Consider the following 25,811-nt stretch of genomic DNA (forward strand, 5'->3'; position numbering starts at 1 on the left):
AACCTAATGACTCTTAATTCGTATTTTAGGCTGGTAGTAACATACATCTAAATTGCCATTACCTTTGTAATGAAAGAATTCGTTATCTAAGGTTTTGGCTTCTTTTAGGCGCTTTTTAAATGCATCAGAGTCTTGTCGTTGAATTTCTATTGCAATTCTATCTTGTTCTGCAACCTGGTTAGCTAGTTTAGCCCAGATGATTTTACTGCGATCTTCAGGCTGCTGTATTACGCCACTGGCATTGTTAAGCTGTGCTCTTTTTAAGGATTGTATGGCGGGCATGCCGTATATCACACGGCCAATTGAACTCATGTTTTTGTCTAGATGGCGTGTAGCTTGGCCAATTACAATGTAAAACTCTGTGGTGGCTGAGTTAATGTCTGTGTCTCTGGCAAAGGCTAGGGTGCCCATACAGTGGACTAACCACTCTTGATTGGTTAATGGATCCCGAGCCGCTGGGAACTCATTTATAAATCCTGTTTGCGGAGCCATAAAGTCTGGCGATTGAAGTAGCATAAAGCTAGAGTTGTTAGGTGCTGTACGTTGCAATTCCGCCTGCAATTTAGATTTGTTATGGCTTGGCTTTTGTTCTGTTAGGTCTCCGGCTTGGGCGACAAAACCATCTATGACTCGATAAAATTCTAAATCATCATAGAAGCCTTCACTTATCAATGCTTTAAATTGTTTAACATGATTTGGGGCCATAAAAGGAGCAAGTTCTATAACGACAGTGCCAGTTTCCAGTTTTAAATAGACTAGGTTTTCTATATTTGGGGTTCGCCATTGGGGCGCGGCAAATAGGTTAAAATTAATCAATACCCAGCAGTATATAAAAACCTGTTTAATTCTCATTTTATTTCCATCAAGTAACGATTTATCAATTAAAAAATTAGTTTCTCTAACGCACTTTGTCTTTCATCTTCGGTTAGTACACCAACAAAGACTGTTTGCCTACGATACTTAGTTATTTGTGGTGATTCATCCAATAGCTGGCTAGTAAATATTTCAGGTTCGTCTACATATTCTAATAAGGTTGACCAGAATAAATATGCTCCATGGCGCATTTTTCCAGACTCATACCTGGCTTCTATGGTTTGTTGAATTTTTGGAATAAAGTCATGATTAGCCATAATTTTTTCTGCCATAGCTTTATGTAGACACAAAATTTGTTTGTCTATGTTTTTCTGTTGGGCAGATTGAGATCTCTCTCTATTGTTTTTTTTTCTGTTCTGAAACCCCATAATTAATCTTTCAAAAGTGGCATGAGCATTTGTTCAAGGCCATTTACTTTTACTTCATGTATGAGAGCAAGCTGTTGACCTAACTTACCATTGGGGAAGCCTTTATTGTTAAACCATACTAAGTAAGGTTCAGGTAAATGCAGTAATTTACGACCTGCGTACTTTCCAAAAGGCATAGTTTGATTAATCGCTTCTATTAGAATTTGATTATCCAATTTTTTTCTCTTTTATTTGATTACTTTGCTGGCTTAACCATAGCTTTTTATAGGCACCGTTTTGGGCTAACAATTCTTCATGGGAACCTTGCTCAATTATATTTCCAGCTCCCAGGACGATTATTTTATCAGCGTCTACTATTGTAGATAAACGATGAGCTATCACTAAACTGGTATGTCCTTGAGATATTTCCTGTAAGGCATTGAGTATAGCCTGTTCAGATTGACTATCTAATGACGAGGTGGCTTCGTCAAATACTAAAATTGGTGGCTTCTTTAAAATGGTTCTTGCAATCGCAACTCGCTGTTTCTCACCCCCCGATAGCTTCAGCCCTCTTTCGCCTACTGTGGTTGCATCTCCATCTGGCAGGGACGTTATAAAGCCCCTTAAATGGGCTAAGTCTATCGCTTGCTGTACTTCTGCATCGGTAGCCTCGGGCCTTCCATAACGAATATTTTCAAAGATAGTATCATTAAATAGCACAGTATCTTGAGGCACAATACCGATTGCTTTTCTTAGGGAGTTTTGGGTGATTTGGCTTATATCTTGACCGTCTATAGTGATATTACCTGAATCTGGATCGTAGAATCTAAATAGGAGTTTAACTAATGTAGACTTGCCTGAGCCACTTTCTCCAACTACAGCTACTTTTTGCCCGGGCTCAATCTCAAAGCTGATATTCTTTATTATTTTTCGGTCTGCTGAGTAACTAAATTCAATATTTTTAAAGCTAATCTTACCCAGTTTTACGTTTAGATCTTTAGCGTGTTTATCTAAAGGATGAATGGATCTTTTTTCAAGTAAATTAAATAGATTTTCGATGTTAGCCAAGGAGCCTCGTATTTCCCGATAAACAAAACCTAGAAAGTTAAGGGGCATAAATATTTGCATGGTAAACGCATTAATAAGTACAAAATCTCCTATTGTCATGTCTCCTTTAGCAACATGGTAGGCTGCTAGTGCCATCATACTGGTCATAGCTAGAGCGATGATGGAGGCTTGGCCACTATTTAGTGCAAATAAAGAAAGGCGGTTTTTTCGTCTGGCAGACTCCCACTTTTGCAGGTCTGTGTCGTAGCGGTTAGCTTCATACTCTTCATTATTGAAATATTTAACTGTTTCGTAATTTAGAAGGCTATCAATGGCCCTAGAGCTACTACTTGAGTCAGCGAGGTTTACTTCTCTCACATACTTTGTACGCCAGTCTGTTGCTCTGATTGAAAAAAATACATAACTGACAACTGAGCATAAAATAATCAGAGCAAAGCTAGCACCATAGTTATAAAAGAGTACGCCAATTACAGCGAGTATTTCAAAAAGGGTAGGTCCGATATTGAAGACCAAAAAACGCATTAAAAAACTTATGCCTTTGGTTCCTCTTTCTATATCCCTTGATAACCCTCCAGTTTGACGGTTAAGGTGAAAGTCTAAATCTAAACTGTGTAAATGCTTAAAGACCTTTAATCCCAACCTTCGCATGGCCCTTTCAGTCACTCTGCCAAATAATGTATCTCTTATTTCCCCAAACAACACATTAGCAAGCCTCAAAAGCCCATAGGCAGAGATTAGAGCAAAAGGTATTAATAAGGCTGTGGATTCAGGTGTTTGGGAGTTTAATGTATCAACTGTGTTTTTGAGGACAAAAGGTAAGTAGATACTGGCAACTTTGGCCGCCACTAAAAACAAAAGAGCTAACAATACTCTCCCTTTGAATTCGATTAAATAAGGCCATAGTTGTAGGAATATTTTCCAGTTAACCTGAGTCTCTGGATCTGTTGGAAAGCGGTTGGGGCGCATGTTGAAAGCTTTACCTTAAATGTGGCTTGGTTTTTTATGGTGAGTTTTTATTAAGACAAGGTACAACGGTTTCTACCGCCTAACTTAGCATGGTAAAGGCATTTATCTGCTTTACTGATGGCTTGGTTAATTGAATCTTCAAGAGTAGCTTGGTGTACCCCTATACTAATAGTCACATTAAATTGCTTATCTTGATGTGTAAAGCTTGCCGCTGCAATTTTTTTTCTAAGTTTTTCTGCGATAACTAATGCGTCTTCGCCTTGGGTATCTGGTAGTAAAAATAAATATTCTTCACCTCCCCATCTAGCCACTGCATCTTGCTTTCTGAGGTTAACTTTAAACTCTTTAGCAAGATGCTCTATGATTTCGTCACCTTGAGTGTGACCAAATTCATCATTAATTAACTTAAAATGATCTATGTCGCACATCATGATAGTGAGAACACTATTGGCCCGTTTGGCTCTGCTGAATTCTTGTTCGAGTTTCTCGAGCATGCCTCGTCTATTCAAAAGCCCAGATAGCTGGTCATGCATGGCTTGGCTTTCAAATTTATCGCTCATTTTCTTTAGGCTTTTAAATGAACTTTGCCGCATTTTTTCATAGAAACCAAATAAACAGGTTACTGTTAGAAAAGAGTAGATTAGCCTTAATTTAAACTCTTTTGAATATTGAGCTTCCACAAACACACCATTTTCATAAAACAACAAAAAACAAATGATTAATACGAAAATAGCAATATGGATACCGCCTTTTTTAAGTCCACCAAAAAATAGCGCTACAGGAGGGACAAGATAGATCCAAAGTGGGCCTGTATTGTTGTTTCCGCCAGAATAGATAAGATAAAACATTAAAATAAAAAGGGAGATTGTGATTAGGCTAGCTGAATATTTGTAAGGGGTAGGTATATATTTTAAACGCAATAAAAGGTGTGATATAAAAAATAAAGAAGCTGCAGAGCCCAATACTATAGCTAAGGAAAACTCACTGCGTATCAACGCACTTAATCCTAGGAAAAACGTCAATGTATACCCGATGAAGCTAAAAATATTGGCAACATATACTTGTTGCTTAGCTTCATGACTGTGCGTTTTTTTTACACCTGTATGAACATAATCTATGACTATTCGTTTAAGGTTCATTGTCTGTATTGATTTGTTGGTACTGATTTATGTCCGCATTTATTTGTTTTGCGAGAGTTTCTATAGTGCTACGTAATTGTGTTACTGCATGGGGATATCCATTTTTTAATAAGGGTGCAGATACATAAAATGGTTTATCTAGCCATTTATTATTATCTTGTATGCGGTACGTTCCTGAACTAATAACACTTGCCTCATTTGTAATATTGAAATGCTCTAGGTTTACCTTAAGTATAAGCTCATTTTCTGAAAATGGTGAAGTGCTGCCATATTGATTGCCAGAAGATAGATTTAAATCATGTTTAAGTGCTTTATAAAATGATTGCTTTAAGTCTTCCGCCCAAAGATCTTGTCTAGAAAAATGTAATTCATGTTGGCTTATCTGAATAACCAAGCTTTTTTGATGTAAGTAGTCTGCGATAGATAATGACGAAAAATAAATCTGTGTTTTTTTACTGATAGCTTCGCTAGCTATTGGGGTAGGGGTATGTAGCAAATAATAATTAACTGATAACGGCGCTGAGGTACAACTCGTTAATAAAACTAAGGTTACTAAATTGATAAAGCGTTTCATTTAGTTATTGTCTCCTTTGATATCTTGTCCTTGCGGTATGATTCTGTGGGAGCTTCCATCTGTAAAAATAAAGCTGTTGGGTGTGCTGTTTAGCTGTTGCAGTAATGGTTGTAAATCTTTGAGAGTTTGTTGTAACGCATCCATAGTGTGATTTAACTCTTTATAAGTTTCAGAGTCACTTGAAAATCCTTGGGCTAAAACAGAAACGTCCGCTAGGGTTTGCGCGAGGGTTTGGCTAATTTTATCTTCTTGAACACTATTTAATGTTAGGTCAACTTTATTGGCTGTGCTTTCTAATGCTGCCGCGGTTTCGCTTATTTGGCTTAACATTGCATTGGCATTGTCTGATAAATCCTGCATTTTAATTTGGTTGATGTTGTCGAGGATAGCTGACACTTTTTCGGTAATTTGCGACAACTCACCTGTTACCGTAGGTATAACTGTGTGGTCTAAATAACTAGTTTGGGTAAAATGGTCATCACTAGGGTAATGTTGTAAATCTACAAATAAGGCTCCAGTTAAAAGGTTTCCAGTTTTTAAGCTAGCTCTGAGGCCTCTCTCAATCCATAATTCAAATTGTTTGTATATAAAGTCTACACCTTCTGCAGAGTCAGGGAGTTGGATTCGACCTGGCTGCACACTGATTGCCACAGGAATATCGTATCCTTGCTCCAAAAGCTGATTTTGATAAGTGACTAACTCATTAATTGAGGTCACTTTTCCTACGGTTAACCCTCGGTACTCTACTGGTGCACCAATTTGAAGGCCTCTAACCGTATCTTTAACAAAAATCACAAACCTTGCATTAAATTTATATCTCTCTTCTAAGGCATCATTATAAGAAGGGTGAATATCAAAAAAATCTCGTTCTGTGACTTTTTCACCTAGGCTCATACCTTCAGGTATGCCGAAGGTGACACCGTTAGTAAGTATAGATTCAATACTACCAGTACTGACTTTTACGCCACTGGCACCTAGCTCAACTTGGGCTCCACTGATGTCCCAAAACTTGGTGTTAGTAGTAATTAGCTCGTGATAGGGGGCTTGAATAAAGGTGTTGTAATAGACAACTCTTTCTTCAAAGTTGAAATTTATATCTTCAAACTCGCCTACTTTGATGCCTTTATATATAACAGGATCTCCTTTTTTATAGGCAAATTCTGTTTCGCTGTTCAAGGTAAGATGTAATCCAGGCGTACCAGCTGGAGTAACGGGAGGGGAGTTAAGTGCAATAAAGTGAGCAGATTGCTCAGAGGCAACGCCAAGTGCCATGTTGATATATGAGCCGGATAGTATAGTGCCTAAACCAGACACACCGCTTAGTGAAATACGCGGAGATACAATCCAAAATTGGTTGTCTTGGTGTAAAATTTCTCCAATATCTTTGTCCATTCTAATGGTTACTAGCACATTATTTAGGTCCTCTGATAGCGCTATCTTTTTGACTACCCCTATGTCTACATCGCGCATTTTTACTTTGGTTTTACCGGCTTCTATACCGGTAGCAGAGTTAAATTCAATGGTAATAAGTGGACCTTGGTTACTCCAATGAAAGTAGACCATCCATAACGCTATTAATATGGTTACTAATGGGATTATCCATACTTTTGATATAGAGCGCTTGTCTGCAATGATGGCTTCATTTGGGGGGGATATTTGTTGATTATTTGTCATGGTTAAAGTGATCTTTACTGGATGAAGTTAGCCAAATAAGCCTAGAGTCGAAGGTAATTGCAGCTAACATAGTACAAATTACCACGCCACAAAATGCTAGAGCGGCATTACCTGGCACCACACTCATTAAATTATCTAGTTGGATTAAGCTTACCAATATTGCGACTACAAACACATCAATCATTGACCAGCGACCAATAAACTCGGTAATTCGGTACCAATAAACACGTTCTTTTCTTTTGTATTCACTTTCGGTTTGAACAGAATAATTAAGCCAAGTCAGTATTACCAGTTTAGCAATAGGTACAAAAACGCTTGCAATAAAAATAATAATCGCAATTGGATATGAACCCATCTTCCACAACAAAATAACGCCTCCAATTATCGTACTTGGCTCTTGGTCTCCTAGGGTATTGGTATACATTATGGGGAGTACATTTGCTGGTATGTATAAAATACTTGAGGTGATAAGTAAGGCCCAGGTTTTTTGAACGCTCAAAGACTTATTTAGCTTTTTGGGGGTATCTTTAAAGTTTAAGTTCAAGAGTGTTTTTAGGTGGTATTTATCCACATAAAATAATGTGATTGTCATACAAACTGTAAATAGTAAGTAGGCATAAAAAGAAAAACCAATACTGATATCGGCCAATGACATGATCTTAATTAAACTTACCAATACGCCAATTAAAAATATTTCGGCCATGGCCCAGGGTATCAATATGAAAATAGCATCTATGGCCGCATCTGTTTTGGGTAACCTTTTACCTAACTCTAATGGTATCAATACGTATAGCATTGTTATTAGTATTGCCCCAGGTAGGATCAACATAAAAATGGCCTCTAGCAATGCTAAAGCTTCAAAGTTGTTTTCAATAAGTACCCTAAAACTATCGACTAGGTTGATTGATTGGCTCTGACCACTCGCACTAAAGGATAGAAATTCAAAGGGGATAGATGCTGCTAATAAAAGTAAGCCTGTGATGGCCAGAGCGATAATTTTTTGTGAGCTGCTATCATGGTACACGGTTAATTGGTAGTTGCATCGCGGGCAATATGCAGCTTGTTTGTGGGTCAATACAGGGATTGTGACGTGATAATGACATTCGTGGCAGCGAATAGCTTGGTTACTTGAAGGTTCAATTCGCGTATCGGGTACTGTGCTGATTGTCACCTATACTTTTCCTAACATCACTGGCCAATGCTGTTTATTAAACCTCAAATCTAGATGATAAACAGTAATTTTTTACATTGAGTTTTTAGTTTCTCTTTTTAAATTTACAGGTGATGGTTGTTTAGTTAGTAACTATGGCAGCGTGGTGTAATTATTTAGAAACTCAACCTAGTAGGTTATTCAAGAATAAGAGCATCAGATGCCATAGTTATTAGTTGCAAAATAATATTTAGTTCTTTGACGGGTTTATAAGGTATTTTTCCCCTGTTTTTTTGGCATTGTATTTTATTATAGTTTCTGGTGTTAGGGCCTCTTTTAAGCTCAGCTCCTGTGTAAAGTTTGATGCAAAGGTTGTCGTAATTTCATTTGCCACTTTTTTGTATAGCTCTGCGACTCTTTCTGGAGTTAGTTTCCCTAGGCTTCGCATTAATAGCCAGCCACCAATACCCCAAGTCATTCCGTATGCACGATTGAGCACAGTTGGGGAGAAGTCTAAGCCACCATATATATAAACTTGTTTATCGGTTTCTGAGCCATAAGTATTGAAACCTAAGGTATCTTCGCTTCCAACTCTTTCCATTGTACTTAGAATGTCACTTACCAAGTTACCACCACCAATAGCGTCAAAAGCCAATGTAGCGCCCGTTTCTTTAATTGCTTGATATAAATCAGCTTTAAAGCTCTCTTTGGATGAATCACAAATATAGCTGGCACCTAGTTTTGATAATATATTTGCCTGCTCTTGATTACGTACAATATTAACTATCGCTATCTTTTCTTGTATACATACCTTGTTTAACATTTGCCCAAGTGCCGATGCAGCCGCTGTATGCACTAAAGCTCTGTGGCCTTCTGCTCTCATGGTTTCAATCATAGCTAAGGCTGTTAGTGGATTAACAAATGACGAGGCAGCTTCTCTTGGTGTAGTGGAATCTTTGTGGACCATGCAAGCTTGTATGGGGACACAGCAGTACTCACAGTACATGGACCCTGTTAATACCCCCACTGTTTTACCTAAGAGTGCCTGTGCTTCTGGACTATCACCTGCTGCAATGACTTTACCTGCGCCTTCATTTCCTATGGGTAATACTTGGTCTAGACGAGATTTTATTCTTGGTAGCATAGTTTTATGTACTGGAGCTGTCATTCGTGTTTTTTCAGGATTGACATTTGCTTCCTCTAAATTAGCAGGTCCAAACATTGGCCACATATCAGAAGGGTTAATAGGTGCAGCCTCAATTTTGACAATCACCTCGTGGGCTTTGGGCTCTGGGATCTTCACTTCTCGAATCGATACCTCTAAGGTTCCTGATGAGGTGATTTCTGTGAAAAGTTGTTGTGATATTTTCATGGCTATCTCGATGTAAGTTAGAGGGCTAAGGCATGTTATATAAATTAACGTATCTTTAATTGCTCGACCATTTTTATGGTGAACAGTTATTTATCATTAATGTACATTGAAAGCGTTGGTAGTCGAAGATATAGAGATTTCTTTGAGCCATTAAAAAAGCCACCTGAAGGTGGCTTAAAATATATCTACAGAACAATTTTAGTAATTTGCATTACCAGGTGTTCTTGGGAAAGCAATAACATCCCTTACGTTTTGCATGCCAGTTACATAAGCTACTAAACGTTCGAAACCTAACCCAAAGCCAGAATGGGGAACTGTGCCGTATCTGCGTAGGTCACGATACCAGCTATAATCTTCTTGGCTTAGGTTCATCTCAGCTAAGCGTTTATCAAACACATCTAAGCGCTCCTCACGCTGTGAGCCACCTATTATTTCACCTATGCCCGGTGCTAAAACGTCCATAGCGGCTACTGTTTTGCCGTCGTCATTAATGCGCATATAGAAAGCTTTAATATCTTTGGGGTAGTTTTGCATGATGATAGGTGCGCCAACATGTTCTTCAGCCAAATAGCGTTCATGTTCAGACGACAAGTCAACTCCCCAACTAACTGGGAACTCAAACTTCTTGCCACAGTTTTGCAAAATTTCGATAGCGTCTGTGTAATCCATACGCACAAAATCTTGCGCGATGACTTGTTCTAAGCGGCTAATGGCGTCTTTGTTGATGCGCTGCGCAAAAAATGCCATATCATCAGCCCGTTCGCTTAGCACCGCTTTGAATACATATTTAAGTAAGTCTTCAGAGAGCTGGGCTATGTCTGCTAAATCAGCAAACGCCACTTCGGGTTCTATCATCCAAAATTCAGCTAAATGGCGGCTAGTATTGGAGTTTTCTGCTCTGAAGGTTGGACCAAATGTATAAATTTTTGACATGGCAGTGGCATATGTTTCGCCATTTAATTGCCCAGAAACTGTTAAAAACGTTTCTTTTCCGAAGAAATCTTGGCTGTAGTCTACTTCGCCTTTATCGGTGGTTGGGATGTTTAGCATATCCAGTGTTGATACTCTGAACATTTCGCCCGCGCCTTCGGTATCGCTGGCGGTTAAAATTGGTGTACTGATCCAACAATAGCCTTGCTCATGGAAAAAGCGGTGGATTGCTTGTGATAAGCAATTCCTAACACGAGTTACCGCACCACCAACGTTTGTTCTTGCTCTTAAATGAGCGTGTTCTCGTAGATACTCCATACTATGACGCTTGGGTGCCATAGGGAAGGTGTCTGGGTTTTCAACCCAGCCGACTATCTCAACACTTTGGGCTTCTATTTCTAGAGATTGGCCTTGTCCTTGAGACTCTTTAAGGGTGCCAGTCACTATCAATGAACAACTGGTAGTGAGCTTTTGAATATCTGAATAATTCTCAATGGAGTTGAGGGCTATTACTTGGATTGGATCAAAGCAGCTTCCATCGTGCACTGCTATAAAAGATAAACCGGCTTTAGAATCTCGACGAGTTCTTACCCAGCCTTTTATTGTGACTTGGTCACCTATTGAATATTTACCGGCAAATATTTCTGCCACCGGGGCATGCGCCATCTACATCTCTCCACTTTAAGGGTATTTACGGTCACTAGACCGATTATAAAATTTAAATATTAACGTGTTTTATTGTACTTGTTTAGTTTACCCAGTAAAAACTGTGCACAGAGAAAAACTAAAGGAAATAAAAACTGTTGAAATTGTTTTGTTAGCCGAAAACGTTGGCAATGGTACTATAAGTCTTGCCATGGTTTTCTTGGCTATTGTCACAAGGTGTGTAATCTTAAGCATCTAGGCTCAAGAAAAATCGATATAAAAAACATTATTTTAAGAACTTATTTATTATATGAAGCAAAGTCAACCCTCACGCAGCCAAGATCAAAATAGACGCAAGATCCCCCGAGAAAATGATTTTTTCTTTAGGTGCATGGTATTTGTTAACGTGCTTGGTTGGTTTTCTTTTATAGGTGCTTTATTAGTGTTCCATAATGCTCGACCAGAGTTTGTATCAGGAGTGCAAGCATTTTGGGGATTAGAAGGCCGTCAAGAATGGTCTCAGACATTGAGTATTTACCTAGTTGGGCTTTTATGTCTGTGCGTCATTATTAGTGTGGCAGTGCTTTTTATGAAACGTTTTAGAAATCGCCGCGAAAAAGATTACTTTGGTATCAATGGCCATGTTCTGTTGGTGGCTGCGGTATCAAGTTTAATTATTTTATATTTTGAGTTTAACCCATAAATTATTTTGTGTTTTGTAAAGAGTAACTAGTGGCTTTTAGCGTAAAGAGTTGCTTGTCTTATAAGTAAATATAGGTAATAAATAGGGTGTCAGTATGTCAGCCTCTGCACCAAAAGATGACTAAGGTTTTTTATGCCACATTGTATTGTCGAGTATTCTAAAAATATTGAAGAAATGATCAGCCCACAAGTTTTGGTGAAATCTGTGCATCAAGCAGCTGTTGACTCTGATCTATTTGAAGAAGCTTCTATCAAAACTAGAGCTTTGGCATTTGATTATTACCAAACAGGAAAGGGTGACACGGCTTTTATTCACCTAAATATCAAAATTTTACAAGGTAGAAATCACCAACAAAAGAAAGCGTTAGCTGATTTAATGTTGCAGGCACTTGTAGACATAGCAAAGTCACCAATTTCTTTGACAGTAGAAATTGTTGATATAGAAAAAGTGAGTTACAAGAAAACAGTTTTGTAAGTTATTTATTCTGCGCTATTAAGTTAGCAACAATAGACAGGCCTTCACTGAATTTCTGCTCTGGCATACTAGCAAACCCAATTCTTAAATGATTATTTTGGTTGTTGCAAGGAGTAGTGTGATATTGCTTTTCGTGTTGAAGATAGATGCCATGTTGCTTGGCTTGAGTGGCGAGTATGGCTGTGTTGATTGAGGTGTTTTTCAATTTCACCCACAGCGCCATGCCTCCATCGGGACAGATAAAATCAAATACCTCCAATTGTTCTAAAAATTTAATCGCGTGATCTCTGCGAGCCATATAGATACGAGTCATTCGTTTTAGGTGACGCTCAAACCCTCCACTCTCCATCCATTTTGCGAGAGCTAATTGCATCAGTACGTTACCTTTATGGGAAATCATCATTCGATACTCGGCAATAGCTTTGGCGAGAGTGTCACTCACAGCTAGAATGCCAATTCTAGCGCCAGGGAACATCACCTTTGAAAAGGTTGACAGGTAAATAACCAATTGTTGGGGATCATCAGACGCCATGGGAGCTAGAGGTTGACTACGATAGTGAAACTCATGGTCATAGTCGTCTTCAATAATAGGAATTTTATATTTACTGGCTAATTGGTAAACGGCCATCCTTCGGGCAATTGGAAGTGTGACAGTTGTTGGATATTGGTGTAACGGCGTTAAATATATAAGCTTTATATTGCCATTTAGTATCTTGTATTCCAAATCTTCAGGGATAATCCCTTTTACGTCTTGCTTGATTGCAGCTAAATTAGCCCCAGCATTTTTGAAAACTGCCATAGCAGGTGGGTAGCCCAGTGCTTCAACTGCCACTTGCTCACCTTTTTGTAGTAACAATTGAGCGACAATGTATAAGGCCTCCTGAGAGCCATTTGTAATAATGATATCTCTGTTTGTTATTGAACGAGATTTACGAAGGTAGGTTTGTATTTGCTGTATTAACTCTGGGACACCCTTTGTCTCACCATAGCTGAATTGTTCAATGTTTGGTCTTGCTAAGGTAGAAGACATGTGCCTTTTAAACTCGTTAAATGGAAACTTTGATAAATCTGGTTGGCCTCCAGAGTAGTTATAGGTGAAGTGAGTAGCAGGAGTCGCTGATAGAGCTGTGCCAGCTCTGATTAATCTGAAGTCAAACTTAGCGTGTACTTGTTGCTTTGGTGCTGCCGTTTTGCTTCCCTCAATGGGGATTTTTGACCCTACTGAGTATCCAATTCTTTGCTGAGATTCAACCCATCCCTCTGCAATAAGTTCTGCAAATGCTTTCATTATGGTATGGCGGTTTAAGCCCATATCCTCACTGAAAGCTTTAACAGAGGGTAATGGATCTCCCGGAAGTAACTTACCCATTCTGATGTTTTGTTTGACAGACTCGGCTAGTTGTAAGTACTTGGCACTGCCATTATCGACAAGGTTGAATATCTTCATTGGTCTATATATTTAATTAATATTGGTTGTTTACGGTAGACCAATGTGGAGGAATAGTAAATCACATAGAAAAACAGTGAGATGAAACCATGGATACAGCTAATTTAACTTTGCAGGATGAATTTATTACTTTAGAACCTTTGTCGGTTAGCCATAAGGAGACTCTTTATGAGCTCGGCCAAGATAAAGGGATCTGGACGTGGACTAGTCACAACTATTGTGAAACGCTGGAGATTACCCAGGGATGGATTGAAGCTTGTTTACTTCGTAAAGAGTTAGGGACACAACTCCCGTTTGTTATTGTAGATAAATGTCGAAACAAAGTCGTCGGCGCAACTAGTTATTTGAATATTTGTAAGCAACATAAAACTGTTGAGGTTGGATACACATTTTTACACCCAAGGGCTCAGAAAACTCACATCAATAGACGTTGTAAATTCCAAATGTTAAACCACGCTTTTGAGGGATTAGGCTTTAATAGAGTTGCTTTTCAAACCCACGAAAAAAACCAACAATCCAGAACAGCTATATTAGGGCTAGGGGCCCAGTTTGAAGGAATAAACAGGTATGCTCGTATTCAATCAGATGGCAGTATCCGAAATAGCGCTGTTTACAGTATTATAAAACCAGATTGGCCGGCTGTTAAGGCTCACTTAAAAGGTAAGCTAACAACACCAAAAAGTGGGAGGTTTCACAATGTATGCTCCTAAGCCCATTCACATGAATAATTTAGAAAAAATGCAGCAATTTGTAGAGGAGTTCGGATTTGGTATTTTAGTTTCCTGTGATGAGGACCGCGGACTTGGAAATGGAATGCAAGCTAGTCATTTACCTTTCATTTTACGTCCAAATGAAGGACACAGTGGCACCCTCTATACTCATTGTGCTAGAGCAAACCCTCAATGGAAGCAGTTCGCCAACTCAGATGTTTTGATAACCTTTAGTGGCCCGCACAGTTATGTTTCTCCCACTTGGTATAAGCAAAAACCAGCTGTGCCAACATGGAATTATGCGGCGGTACATGTATATGGTCGTGTAGTGCTAACTGAGAAAGAGCAGAGTTTAGACGCAATGATTGCCTTGATTAAAAAGTATGAGCCTAGCTTATTAGATAGAGATGATGTTATGCCAAAAGACTTTGTAAATAAGCTGTTTACTGGGATCGTAGGATTTAAAATTAAGGTAAATCGAATGCAAGGCGTTCAAAAATTAGGGCAACAGCGAAGTACTGCTGACCAGCTTGGTGTGTACCATGCTTTATCTGATTCAAAAAATGCTGATAGTGTTGCACTGGCAAAATATATGAATAAGTATAACCTTGGGGTAGGGGCTAGTAGGTAGAGGAGAGTTTGAGGAATCATGGATACTAAGTTTAGAAAATTAATTGAGTTAGGAGCTGGCAAGTTTGAACATATTGACAGTGTTCTGATTACCCACCTAGAAAGTATTCGATGCTTATTAAAAGAATGGAATGCCAGCTTAGATCTACAACAAGCGGGTTTATATTATCCAGCTTATACGGAAGTTGAACTTAGTGGTAACCTAAAATGTGAAGAGTTCAGAAGTAATTTGAGAAGGATTTTAGGGGAGGAGGTTGAAAATATTATTTATTATTTCTGTGCTTGGGATAAGACTGCTAGTTTTGCTCAAGACCCCAAACCTGCCGAGTTTAAGTTTCATAATCAAATAACAGGGAAGCAAGAGTTACTTCCTTTTCCATTTTTTTGTCAGTTGTGTGAGCTTTATGCGGCGATTGAAATTGAAATGGTATCTAGCCCAAACTATTGCTCATCAAAAAATAGTGAAAAACTCTCAGGTTCTCTTTTATGCTTGATGCCATTTCTTAGTGCACCGGCAAAACGAAAAATTCAGTTTACTTTGGGCTCCAAGGCGACTCAGACTGTCCCATAACTTTGTTGGCATGTTTCAACATCCATATAAAGAAGATGTTTAAGAAATACATAGTATGCTAGAGGCTGTTGATCTTTTGTGAATAAATACTGCACGCCTCGCTTCAAAAACACTCACGAAAGATAAATTGCCCCTAGTATGGAGTATTGTTTGTAGCTAAATTTTATTGATTGTTTAAAGAAGTAGTGGCACACCTGTTACCCTTTGCTGTATTTTATATAAAACGAGTTAAAGGCTGACTACTTTTTCCTTTCATTGTACCTGCAAAGAGTTGTTCATTGAGCTGTCGTTTTTCCGATTCAACTAATCGTCATAATTAAAAAAATTACATCAAAATAAGGTTCAAGTATGCATTGGTATTCTGTTCTCCCTCCTATAATAGCTATTGTAATCGTTTTCTGGCGCAAAGAAGTTATCTTAGCTTTAGTCATGGCGATTCTAAGTGCTGAATGGTTGTTAGCTTTTCAAAATGGCTCTGAAATTTTGTTTTCCGGTTCAATTGCTTCAATAGAAAGGGTGATCGAAATTGTTACCTCAGGTGGAAATAGTCGGATTTTGTTATTTAGTTTACTCATTGGTGCACTTTTGGCTTATATGCGTAATTCTGGAGGTGTGACAGCAACTGTAGAGTTATTAATCAATAAAGGTGTTGCCAAAAGTAAGAAGCAAGTTGGCTTGCTCACTATGTTTACCGGGATCGTCGTTTTTATTGAGTCAAACTTAAGTGTGTTAGCGTCTGGAATTTTAGCAAGAGGTTTGTTTGATAAGTTCAAGATGAGTAGAGCGAGGCTTGCTTATGTGATTGACAGCACTAGCGCACCCATCTGTATTCTAATTTTATTAAACGGCTGGGGGGCGTTTATTCTTGGTTTATTGAGTAACTATGAAATGGAACAAAGTCCAGTGTCGGTTTTATGGGGAACTATTCCATTTAATTTCTATGCAATTATTGCTTTGGTTATAGTGTTATACACAATTTTAGCTGACAAGGTACATGGTCCGCTTAAGGAAGCTGATAAAGAGTTAGTGAAATTAGAAGGAGAGCAAAGCGAAATCAAAGGTACTAAAGCTCGTTATATGTTGTTACCACTGCTTAGTATGATCTTTGGAATGGTCGGTTTTATGCTTTGGACCGGAGACGGAGTATTAGCAAACGGTAGTGGCAGTAAGTCTGTACTGTACGCCACTGTTTTTGCGTGTTTTGTGGCTTATATTTTGTTATTGATGTCAAAGCAACATAGTCATAAAGAGCTTGTAGAGACCGGCTTTAAAGGCATGGGTGAGATTTTACCTTTGGTAACGATAGTATTGTTTTCACTTACTTTAGGTGCGAGTTTAAAAGAACTTGGTACTGGAGTATTTGTAGCTGGGTTAGTGGGGGATTATTTGCCCATTAGTTTGGTGGTACCTGTTTTATTTTTGGCCGGCGCAGTGATGTCTTTTACTACAGGAACATCATGGGGAACCTTTGCTATTTTGATCCCAATCGGCGTGCCTCTGATTGAAACTTTGGGCTTGCCGCCTTCGTTTGTTATTGCTGCTATATTAGGAGGTGGGGTATTTGGTGATCATTGTTCACCGATTTCAGATACTACTGCTGTCTCTTCTATCGCTTCTGGTTGTGACTTGTTAACTCATGTTCGCACCCAAATGCCATATGCATTATTTGGTGGAGCGCTAACCTTCATAGGTTACTTTGTAGTAAGCCTTGTTATTATCTAAATTTACATGCATTAGTTGTTGGTTAAGATTGCCGGCAACTACTGCTGGCTTCTTTCTCATTAAACATTCTGGGTAACTAAATCGTGATCTTCATTGGTAAAGTAAAAATAAAAACTACTCTTTATACTTGTTTTCTTAGTTGTAGTTTATTGTTATTTGCATGTGGTAAGCCCCAAAAGCAACCTTTAGTTGAGCAGGCTGCGGTAGCCATGCCTGATAGTTATAGTGCCGATGTGGCTAAAGATATTTTACAAAAAGGTGGCAATGCAATTGATGCAGCTATCGCCGCACAGTTTGTATTGGCGGTGACTCTTCCTGAAGCTGGTAATGTCGGTGGTGGTGGCTTTATGCTGATACATAAAGACAATGAAAGTGACTTTATTGATTACCGCGAACAAGCCCCTCTTTCTGCACACAGAGATATGTACTTAAATGCCAATGGCGATATTATTCCTAATCAATCTGTGTATGGGATTTTAGCTTCTGGAGTGCCAGGCACAGTGGCTGGTATGTGGTTAGCCCATGAAAAACATGGCACTTTGCCATGGAGTGAACTCGTTCAACCAGCTGTAATGTTAGCAAAAGAGGGTTTTGTAGTGCACCCTAAGCTAGCCAAATCTATACAAAGGTACATTAAAAAAATTGCTGAACGAGGTTTAGCGGTTAATTTTAGTGATTACTTTTCTCATGCAAAAGCTGATGAGCTTTTTATACAGCTTGAATTGTCTGAGACATTAGAGCGTATTAGAGATCAAGGTCGAGATGGATTTTATAAGGGAAAAACAGCTAAGATAATCAGCGACTTTATGCGTAAAGAAAACGGCTTGATAACAGAAAGTGACCTATTGTCTTATCAAGCTGTATCAAGAAAACCTCTAAAAAGTAAATGGCGTGAGTACGAATTATTGACTGCGCCACCTCCTAGCTCTGGAGGGATCGCAATAATTCAGTGGTTAAAAATGTACGATATTTTGACCCAAGATAAACCTAAATTATCCCATAACTCAACTCAATATATACATTTACTATCTGAAGTCGGTAAACGAGTTTTTGCGGACAGGGCGGAGTATTTAGGTGATCCGGATTTTGTAGATGTGCCTGTAAATAGCTTAATTTCAGATACTTATTTAACTAAACGTAGTCAGGCTGTGTCTTTTGATACCATATCAGTAACTGAGAATATCAGGCCTGGTTTAAAAGAAAGTGAACAAACAACGCATTTTTCTATTGTAGATAAGTGGGGAAATGCTGTTTCTAATACCACTACTATCAATTTAGGGTACGGAAGTGGTGTTGTTGTTGAAGGGGCTGGATTTTTATTAAATGACGAAATGGACGATTTTAGCGCTAAACCTGGCGTTGCCAACGTATTTGGGGCCGTTGGTGGGCAAGCAAATGAAATTCAGCCTAAGAAACGTATGTTGTCATCTATGACACCTAGTATGGTGTTAAAAAATGGAAATGTATCCATGGTGACAGGTTCGCCTGGCGGCACTACTATTATTAGTTCTGTATATTTGTCTATTTTGAATGCTTTAGAGTTTGATATGACCGCTCAGCAAGTGGTTAATTCTCCGAGGTTTCACCATCAGTTGTTACCTAAGAATCAGATTCGTGTTCATGAAGGAATAGCCCCCCAAGTTATTCAGGAACTTGAACATATGGGATACAATATACGACATGAAAGGTTTGGAGATATGCATGTTGTTCTTAAAATTGATAACAAGTTATATGCAGGCTCTGAGTTAAGTGGGCGTGGTAAGGCACTAGTATTCTAGTTAGAAGTAGATTTAACCGTTGCTGACTAGTCTTACATAAGTACATGCATTTTATTTTATGTCATCTATTCTAATAATGTTAAGTCGTCCTTATGCAGCTAGGTCTAATTTTCAGCTTATATCAAAGAGGTTATTTTGAGCAGACTTACCAAGCCTTTAACTTTATGTTGCTTTTTAATGCAGCTTCTCATCAGCGCGTCAGCTGATGAGGTGGATGCATTTATAGAGACTGTACATGTCTCTACATTTGATTGCCCTTCCGATGAATCTATCCCTAGAGTAGATAACTATTTAAAAGACACCAATATTTCAGTACAGCAAACACTTAAGTTGAAAGTGCATAAAGCGCATTGGTTGATTTGTATGGGGAACACTAATAAAGCCCAGGAATTAATTGCTAGCTTGATGGCTGATAGTCATTTAAGTAAAACATCAGAAAGTTATGCCAGTATACATTATCAACTTGGGTTTATTTTTGATGTAAATGACGACCCTAGAAAGTGTGATTATTATCAGCGGTCTAAAAAGTTATCTAAAGACAAGTTCGGTGATATTTACTTAAGTTCACAACTTGGTCTTATTACAGAGTGTGGTAAGGACACCCAGGACTTTGGTGTAAAACTAGGTCAACTTTTTTCATTAGTTGAAGTCTACTCTGAAGAAAATGATAAAAAGGCCTTAGCGCATATTCACAATAATATTGGCTTATTATATAGCTCCATTGGACAAAGAGCCTTAGCTGCAGAGGAATATGAAAAAAGCTACCGTTTAGGTCTAGGAGTTTATGAAGAAAAAAATCAGTTAGCTCCACTTATTAGTATTATCTCAGCCCTAACCGGAAGTGGTGACTTTGAAAATGCAAAACGCATGATTGAGGAGCTAGATAAGGGGAACCGCAAAGTCAATACCCCGTTAACCAACAGCTGGTATCATTATGCCTTGAGCCGCCATTATTATGTTACTGAAAACTATGAGGAAATGAAAAAGAGTTTAAGGAGATGGAATGCATTTTTGAAGCAAGTGTCCAACAAAGAGATGGCAAGGCTATATGATTGGTATGCAACTGCAGTGTGTTTATATGAGGGCAATAGAAAATGTGTAGGTGCATTTTTAGATAAGCAAAGTAACGCTAAGACTGCCATGTCAGCTAGATTTTCTAAACAAGAAAGGTATTTAGGTTTTCTTGTTAAAGCCCATTTATTTATGGGGAATATCCAAGCTGCTGAGGAAAGCTTTGAACAGTATGCCAATATAACAAAAAGTAAAATGCAACTTCAGCAAGCTTCTGGGAAAGTATTGGGGGTCGCAAATCTTCATAATAAAATTACAGGGCTTGAAACTAATATTGAGGAATTTGAGAGAAAGCGTTTGTTAGCTGTATTTTTAATCTTTTTTGTTTCTTGTTGCTTTGCCGCCTTAGCTTATTGGACTGTAGGCAGGGCCTATTTAAGAGCAAAAGCAACGGATGCAGCTACAGGCTTGTTGAATGAGCAGGCTGTCTTGGCGAAAATTCGTAAAATAAAAGCAACCAATAATGAGCTAATTAATGCACTAGCATTGATTAAGATCAGTAATTTATGTGAAGTTCAAAAGCAGTATGGAAAAACTGAAGCTGAACTATTGTTAACCCAATTAGCCAGCTGTTTAAAGCACGCTACCAGAGAGCTTGATATTGTAGGGAGAGTAGGACCTGACCAATTTATAATTTGTATACAAGGTATTCAGGAGACAATCGCTCAAGAGTCTTTTCAGCGAATTGAAACGGCTTTAGCCAAAATCGCGGTTGTCTCTAAAAATAGTCACAATATTGAACCTGCAATTGTTACGCATATTTATAATGCGAATACTGGGCTTTCAGACGTCGATCAGGTTCTACAGGAAATTCAAGAGCGGCATAGTCAAGCCCCTCAAGTTTAATTTGAAATTATGGATTGTTAGTTGAAGCTGTTACTTCCTCTTAAATTTTATGATGCAGCTGGAAGAGTTATTCCGCCGGTGAGTTTTTATTTTTGCTTGATGTATTTATGTCGCAGCTTTTTAATATTTATTGCTTCATTGTCAGGTAAAGAGAGTAGTGATGTCTTATTAAGGCTATTTTACCCTGTTACTACTCATCTTTATCTAAGCTTAGGTGTAGCACTGCCAGTGTTGGCAGTATTTATTATTGTTGGATTTAGAGAAAAAATTTGGGCTGGTAATAAAGGCTGGCTTTTTAGCTTGATCAGGCCATTGACAATTATTTCTATTTTAAGTGATTTAATTTTTCACCTAGCCATTGCAAAAATGAATCATTGGCAGTTTTCTTGGACGATATCATGTACCACCATGATTGGACTTTTATGTTTGTATTTTGTTATCAGAGATAAGCATACTAAATTGATGGTGGCAGATTGGAAAAAAGGCTAGTTTATTTATTTGCCACATCAATCATGATTAAACACTATTGTAAATTGTTGGCTACTGCTTCATCAAAGTAGCTTTTAATGCTTATCTGGCTGTCATTGACTAAACGTTGGTAGCATATCCCGGCAAAAGCGTAATTGTTGCCAGCATAATTTAACACAACATATGGAGCTTCAGGGTTAGACTCATCATAGGTCCAAACACCACCAATTTTTTCTTTGAATATTTCACCTACATATGCACCATAGATATTACATAGGGTAAATACTGCATTTTCTTCTAAGGCTTGGTCTTTATATCTACCTAACCAGGCTAGAATTACATCATCCACCAAATTAATACTTTGTTCACTAAAATCTAGATCTAGATTGAATTCTTGATGAGTTGTTGTAACAGCGTTTTTTGCACTATCTTGCATTAGCTCGGTTAGTTCAGCTGAAGTCATTTGCATATTGTGGTTCCATTAAATTTATTCTTTAGGTATTGATTGTCTATTTTTTGCTTTGTAGCTTGTAAAAAACATCGAGTACTTTGAAGCTAATGTAATAAATTAGCACTGTGAATTTTTCTTAATTAATTTTTCGATAACCTTGGCTGTTGCCACAAACCCGAAGGTTGCAGTAACAACTACCGCTGCTCCAAAACCATTATTACAATCTAGCTTAACACTACCATCGTTTAAGCTTTTTTGCTTACAAACACTGCCATCAGGCTGAGGGTAATGTAATTGCTCGGTAGAATAAACACAATCTACAGCAAAGCGCCTCTTAGAGTTAGTGGAAAAGTTGTAAAACCGTCTTAATTCTGAGCGAAGCTTGGCGGCTAACGGGTCCTGAATTGTTTTACTTAAATCCGTTACCGCAATTTGAGTAGGATCCATTTGCCCGCCGGCTGCCCCTATTGTAATTATGGGGATTTTATTTCGCTTACAGTAAGCAATCATAGCCGCTTTAGCTTTGATGCTGTCAGTGGCATCCACTACATAGTCATAATTTGATGTTATCAGTTGTGAAACGTTCTGTGGCGTTAAAAAGTCTTCAATAAGGTTTACTTGGCACTTTGGGTTAATTGCTTTTATTCTTTCAGCCATTACATCGACTTTAGAAGCTCCCACCGTATGAACTGTGGCGTGAATTTGTCTATTAGTGTTAGTGACACAAATATCATCAAGATCGATTAATGTTATATTGCCAATTGCTGTTCTGGCTAATGACTCGGCCACCCATGAGCCAACTCCTCCAATACCCACAACGCATACGTGGGCTTGGTGTAAAATATCAGTTCCTTGTTTTCCATATACCCTTTGTGTTCCACCAAAGCGCTGGGAGTCAAAACCAAGGTCGTTTTCGTTTAGCATAAGCTCTCTTTTATTTTTAAAACACCTTTATTGTATCAGCGCTTTAGCTAAATTTGGTATTGTTAATTTAGTAAGTTCTTTGTTGAATAACCAAGTAAGCTTTAATACTATTGTGACTTATAAAATTAGCAGTCACTTCTTGTCTGTCAAAAAATTGAATCAATCAAAAGGAAAGTTAAATGAAACCTGTTGTTTTAGCTGGTGGTAGTGGAAGTCGTCTATGGCCAAAGTCAAGAGCTGCATTACCTAAGCAATTTTTGCGATTAACAAGTAATCTGACTATGTTGCAGGATACTATCGACAGGTTAGCTGGGAGTGAGTCTGAGCAGCCAATAGTAATCTGTAATGATGCCCACCGATTTTTAGTGGCTGAGCAGTTACGTCAGCAAGATATTGCTCATGGCGGGATTTTACTCGAACCTATGGGCCGTAATACTGCTCCGGCTATAGCACTAGCTGCCTTGCATGCTTTAAAAAATGATGAAGACCCTGTTTTGCTTATTTTAGCGGCTGATCATTTAATAAATGATGCCCCAGAATTTCACAAAGCCATTAAACAAGCTGAGTTACTTGCAAATCAAGGAAAACTAGTAACTTTTGGAATAGTTCCTGACTCTGCTCATACTGGTTATGGCTACATTAAAAGAGGCGCTAATGTTGAGTCTGTTGAAGTTGGCTTTGATGTCGCCAGTTTTGTAGAGAAGCCAGATTTAGCAACGGCTCAAGGATATGTAGATTCTGGTGAGTACTACTGGAATAGTGGCATGTTTATGTTTAAAGCTAGCCGCTATCTTGAAGAGCTTGAAAAATATGCTCCAGATATGTTGGCAATTTGTAAGAATGCAATTGCAACAGAGTCTGCTGATTTAGAGTTTGTACGTGTTGCTGCTGATGTATTTGCTGACTGCCCTGATGATTCTATTGACTATGCCGTAATGGAAAAAACTGACTCTGCATGTGTCGTTCCATTAGATGCAGGTTGGAGTGATGTTGGTAGCTGGTCTTCGTTATGGGAAACTGCAAAAGATAAAGATGAAAACAATAATGTAGTTATAGGCGATGCAATATTAGAGGGTGTTAACAATAGTTACATCAACTCTGAACAGCGTCTTATCTCGGTTGTTGGACTAGATGATGTGGTAGTGGTTGAAACTAAAGATGCAGTTCTGGTTTCACATAAAGATAAAGTTCAAGATATTAAGAATGTCGTGAATAAGCTCAAAGCTGAAAGTCGCCCAGAGTGGCAGTTCCATCGTGAAGTGTTTAGACCTTGGGGAAGTTATGACTCTATTGATAATGGTCAACGTTTCCAAGTTAAACGCATAACTGTAAAACCCGGCGAAAAGCTTTCGGTACAAATGCATCATCACAGAGCTGAACATTGGATTGTCGTATCTGGTACAGCTAAAGTGACCAATGGCGATGAAACCTTATTATTGGCTGAAAACCAATCTACCTATATCCCAGTAGGGGTTGTACATGCCCTTGAAAACCCAGGCAGAATTCCTCTTGAGCTGATTGAAGTGCAATCAGGAACCTACCTTGGTGAAGATGATATTGTTCGTTTCTCAGACCGATATGGGCGCGTTGAAAGCAAGTAGGCCTGAATCCTCATTCTATTTTTAAAAGATTAAGAGAAAATATGAAAATTACCTGTTTTAAAGCTTATGACATCCGTGGGAAGTTGATTGAGCAATTAGATGAGAATATTGCCTATAGAATTGGTCGTGCTTTTGCCGAGCAAATGAGTGCCAAAACAGTCGTAGTGGGAGGGGATGTTCGTTTAACATCTGAGCCTTTAAAGCTAGCATTGACCGCCGGATTAATTGATGGTGGAGCGACTGTTACTGATTTAGGCATGACAGGAACAGAAGAGATTTACTTCGCCACTAAACATTTAGGTATGGATGGTGGAATTGAAGTAACGGCTAGTCATAACCCAATCGATTACAATGGTATGAAGCTAGTTAAAGCTGACTCAAAACCTGTTAGCGGTGATACAGGTTTATTTGCTATTCGTGACTTAGCCCAGACCTATGATAATGATGAAGTCAAAAGTAGATTGGCATTTTACGGAAGTGAAACTGTGTCAAATGAAGCTTTTATTTCTGGCAAAAGCTCAATCGAAATAGATAAATTACTAACAACAGAGAAATATAAAGCTGTTAGTAATATGGCTGATTATGTTGAGCATATACTGTCTTATGTAGATCTTAGCAATTTTACGCCATTAAAACTTGTAGTGAACGCCGGTAATGGAGCTGCAGGTGAGGCTTTAGATGCAATAGAGAAAGTATTAAGTGACTCTAATATTCCAATTGAATTTGTAAAAGTTCATCACACACCAGATGGCTCATTCCCTAATGGTATTCCAAACCCTCTTTTACCAGAGAGCCGTGCAGATACTGCAAATGCAGTTAAGGCAAGCGGAGCTGATATGGGGATTGCGTGGGATGGTGATTTTGACCGTTGTTTCTTATTTGATGAGACCGGTGACTTTGTTGAAGGCTATTATATAGTTGGTTTGTTAGCGAAGGCCTTCTTAGATAAAGATCCTGGCTCTAAAATTATTTATGACCCCCGTGTGTACTGGAATACTGAAGATATAGTTACCTCAGCTGGCGGTGTGCCTATTAAAAGTAAAACAGGCCACGCTTTTATAAAAGAGCGTATGCGCGCTGATGATGCTGTATATGGTGGTGAAATGAGTGCTCACCATTATTTCCGTGATTTTGCCTATTGTGACTCAGGGATGATCCCTTGGCTATTAGTGGCAGAGTTATTGTGTACTACTAAGAAACCTTTATCGAAATTGGTAAAAGAACGTATTGCTGCTTTTCCATCATCAGGTGAGATCAATAGCACCTTAGCCGATCCAGATGCATCTATTAAATCAGTACTAGATAAATATGAGTCACAAGCCACTGTAGTTGACTACACAGACGGAATTGGTCTTGAGTTTGGTACATGGCGATTTAATTTACGTAAGTCTAATACAGAGCCTGTAGTTAGATTAAATGTTGAATCGAAAGGTGATATTGCATTAATGGAACAAAAAACCGCAGAGTTATTAGCTTTGCTAAAGTAAATAATAGTTTTTAAAACAGTTGTTTAAGTAAAAGCCCAGTGTTAGTTACTGGGCTTTTTTATTGCTTAAACTGTCTCGTCCTGAAATGTGTTTACACATTTAGGACTTATTATGACCAAGTCAAATAATACACCGCTTAAACGAACACAACGAGATTATTCATTAGGCTTTAAATTACAAATTGTCGACG

Annotated in this window: 24 protein-coding genes; 11 read left to right on the forward strand and 13 right to left on the reverse strand. The window is 38.4% G+C overall.

The features are described from left to right. Positions 1–3 precede the first annotated feature (3 nt). The 10 genes from ACMUMK_RS18330 to asnS all read right to left on the reverse strand — a co-directional run bounded on the left by ACMUMK_RS18330 (position 4) and on the right by asnS (position 10,759). Positions 4–852, reverse strand: a complete 849-nt coding sequence (locus ACMUMK_RS18330; protein ID WP_414702605.1) for a peptidylprolyl isomerase — start codon at positions 850–852, stop codon at positions 4–6. 29 nt (positions 853–881) lie between these two features. Beyond that, entirely contained in the window at positions 882–1,241 is a 360-nt protein-coding gene (locus ACMUMK_RS18335) for a hypothetical protein (RefSeq protein ID WP_414702606.1), read from the reverse strand. 2 nt (positions 1,242–1,243) lie between these two features. After that, positions 1,244–1,456, reverse strand: coding sequence for a DUF3820 family protein (locus tag ACMUMK_RS18340; RefSeq protein WP_414702607.1), 213 nt, complete (start codon positions 1,454–1,456; stop codon positions 1,244–1,246). After that, entirely contained in the window at positions 1,449–3,254 is a 1,806-nt protein-coding gene (locus ACMUMK_RS18345) for an ABCB family ABC transporter ATP-binding protein/permease (RefSeq protein WP_414702608.1), read from the reverse strand. The genes ACMUMK_RS18340 and ACMUMK_RS18345 overlap by 8 nt, the downstream gene beginning before the upstream one ends. A gap of 50 nt (positions 3,255–3,304) precedes the next feature. Then, positions 3,305–4,393 (reverse strand): diguanylate cyclase, encoded by a 1,089-nt coding sequence (locus ACMUMK_RS18350; RefSeq protein ID WP_414702609.1) that lies wholly within the window; start codon positions 4,391–4,393, stop codon positions 3,305–3,307. Then, entirely contained in the window at positions 4,383–4,967 is a 585-nt protein-coding gene (locus ACMUMK_RS18355; protein WP_414702610.1) for a membrane integrity-associated transporter subunit PqiC, read from the reverse strand. The genes ACMUMK_RS18350 and ACMUMK_RS18355 overlap by 11 nt, the downstream gene beginning before the upstream one ends. Beyond that, a complete protein-coding gene (gene pqiB / locus ACMUMK_RS18360; protein ID WP_414702611.1) occupies positions 4,968–6,641 on the reverse strand; it encodes an intermembrane transport protein PqiB in 1,674 nt (557 codons plus the stop codon). It abuts the gene before it with no gap. Continuing rightward, the gene (locus ACMUMK_RS18365) at positions 6,631–7,812 is read right to left on the reverse strand and encodes a paraquat-inducible protein A (protein WP_414702612.1); all 1,182 of its coding nucleotides are present in this window, start codon (positions 7,810–7,812) and stop codon (positions 6,631–6,633) included. The genes pqiB and ACMUMK_RS18365 overlap by 11 nt, the downstream gene beginning before the upstream one ends. A 229-nt stretch (positions 7,813–8,041) precedes the next feature. Continuing rightward, positions 8,042–9,163, reverse strand: coding sequence for a zinc-binding dehydrogenase (locus tag ACMUMK_RS18370; protein WP_414702613.1), 1,122 nt, complete (start codon positions 9,161–9,163; stop codon positions 8,042–8,044). Between the two features lie 198 nt (positions 9,164–9,361). Further along, positions 9,362–10,759 carry an asparagine--tRNA ligase gene (gene asnS, locus ACMUMK_RS18375; protein WP_414702614.1) on the reverse strand — a complete coding sequence of 466 codons (1,398 nt, stop codon included), beginning with the start codon at positions 10,757–10,759 and terminating at the stop codon, positions 9,362–9,364. Between the two features lie 289 nt (positions 10,760–11,048). Here asnS and ACMUMK_RS18380 point away from each other — a divergent pair, with 289 nt between their 5' ends. Further along, positions 11,049–11,441: a hypothetical protein gene (locus tag ACMUMK_RS18380; RefSeq protein WP_414702615.1), complete on the forward strand. Its 393-nt coding sequence runs from the start codon at positions 11,049–11,051 to the stop codon at positions 11,439–11,441. Between the two features lie 132 nt (positions 11,442–11,573). After that, positions 11,574–11,915, forward strand: a complete 342-nt coding sequence (locus ACMUMK_RS18385) for a 5-carboxymethyl-2-hydroxymuconate Delta-isomerase (RefSeq protein ID WP_414702616.1) — start codon at positions 11,574–11,576, stop codon at positions 11,913–11,915. Position 11,916: 1 nt separating this feature from the next. Here the strand turns inward: ACMUMK_RS18385 and ACMUMK_RS18390 are convergent, their stop codons facing one another. Next, the gene (locus ACMUMK_RS18390; protein ID WP_414702617.1) at positions 11,917–13,362 is read right to left on the reverse strand and encodes a PLP-dependent aminotransferase family protein; all 1,446 of its coding nucleotides are present in this window, start codon (positions 13,360–13,362) and stop codon (positions 11,917–11,919) included. 89 nt (positions 13,363–13,451) lie between these two features. Here ACMUMK_RS18390 and ACMUMK_RS18395 point away from each other — a divergent pair, with 89 nt between their 5' ends. From ACMUMK_RS18395 to ACMUMK_RS18425, 7 genes are all read left to right on the forward strand, one after another. Then, positions 13,452–14,072, forward strand: coding sequence for a GNAT family N-acetyltransferase (locus tag ACMUMK_RS18395; protein WP_414702618.1), 621 nt, complete (start codon positions 13,452–13,454; stop codon positions 14,070–14,072). 10 nt (positions 14,073–14,082) lie between these two features. After that, positions 14,083–14,703, forward strand: a complete 621-nt coding sequence (locus tag ACMUMK_RS18400; protein ID WP_414702619.1) for an FMN-binding negative transcriptional regulator — start codon at positions 14,083–14,085, stop codon at positions 14,701–14,703. Positions 14,704–14,721: 18 nt separating this feature from the next. Beyond that, a complete protein-coding gene (locus ACMUMK_RS18405) occupies positions 14,722–15,273 on the forward strand; it encodes a DUF6817 domain-containing protein (protein WP_414702620.1) in 552 nt (183 codons plus the stop codon). Positions 15,274–15,621: 348 nt separating this feature from the next. Then, positions 15,622–16,995, forward strand: a complete 1,374-nt coding sequence (locus ACMUMK_RS18410; protein ID WP_414702621.1) for a Na+/H+ antiporter NhaC family protein — start codon at positions 15,622–15,624, stop codon at positions 16,993–16,995. Between the two features lie 209 nt (positions 16,996–17,204). Next, positions 17,205–18,773, forward strand: coding sequence for a gamma-glutamyltransferase (gene ggt / locus ACMUMK_RS18415; protein ID WP_414702628.1), 1,569 nt, complete (start codon positions 17,205–17,207; stop codon positions 18,771–18,773). A 135-nt stretch (positions 18,774–18,908) separates the two neighbouring features. After that, positions 18,909–20,690 (forward strand): diguanylate cyclase domain-containing protein, encoded by a 1,782-nt coding sequence (locus ACMUMK_RS18420; RefSeq protein WP_414702622.1) that lies wholly within the window; start codon positions 18,909–18,911, stop codon positions 20,688–20,690. A 21-nt stretch (positions 20,691–20,711) separates the two neighbouring features. Further along, positions 20,712–21,179, forward strand: coding sequence for a DUF2919 family protein (locus ACMUMK_RS18425; RefSeq protein ID WP_414702623.1), 468 nt, complete (start codon positions 20,712–20,714; stop codon positions 21,177–21,179). A gap of 34 nt (positions 21,180–21,213) precedes the next feature. Here ACMUMK_RS18425 and ACMUMK_RS18430 read toward each other — a convergent pair whose 3' ends face one another. Beyond that, complete coding sequence (locus tag ACMUMK_RS18430; protein WP_414702624.1) at positions 21,214–21,627, reverse strand: hypothetical protein; 414 nt, start codon at positions 21,625–21,627, stop codon at positions 21,214–21,216. A gap of 99 nt (positions 21,628–21,726) precedes the next feature. Beyond that, positions 21,727–22,533 (reverse strand): tRNA cyclic N6-threonylcarbamoyladenosine(37) synthase TcdA, encoded by an 807-nt coding sequence (tcdA, locus tag ACMUMK_RS18435; RefSeq protein ID WP_414702625.1) that lies wholly within the window; start codon positions 22,531–22,533, stop codon positions 21,727–21,729. A 179-nt stretch (positions 22,534–22,712) separates the two neighbouring features. On the opposite strand from tcdA, the gene ACMUMK_RS18440 reads away from it, so the two are divergent. Next, complete coding sequence (locus tag ACMUMK_RS18440) at positions 22,713–24,134, forward strand: mannose-1-phosphate guanylyltransferase/mannose-6-phosphate isomerase (protein WP_414702626.1); 1,422 nt, start codon at positions 22,713–22,715, stop codon at positions 24,132–24,134. Positions 24,135–24,175: 41 nt separating this feature from the next. Beyond that, a complete protein-coding gene (locus tag ACMUMK_RS18445; protein ID WP_414702627.1) occupies positions 24,176–25,621 on the forward strand; it encodes a phosphomannomutase CpsG in 1,446 nt (481 codons plus the stop codon). Positions 25,622–25,811: the final 190 nt, after the last annotated feature.

Source organism: Paraglaciecola sp. 2405UD69-4 (assembly GCF_047525415.1).
Classification (GTDB): Bacteria; Pseudomonadota; Gammaproteobacteria; order Enterobacterales; family Alteromonadaceae; genus Paraglaciecola.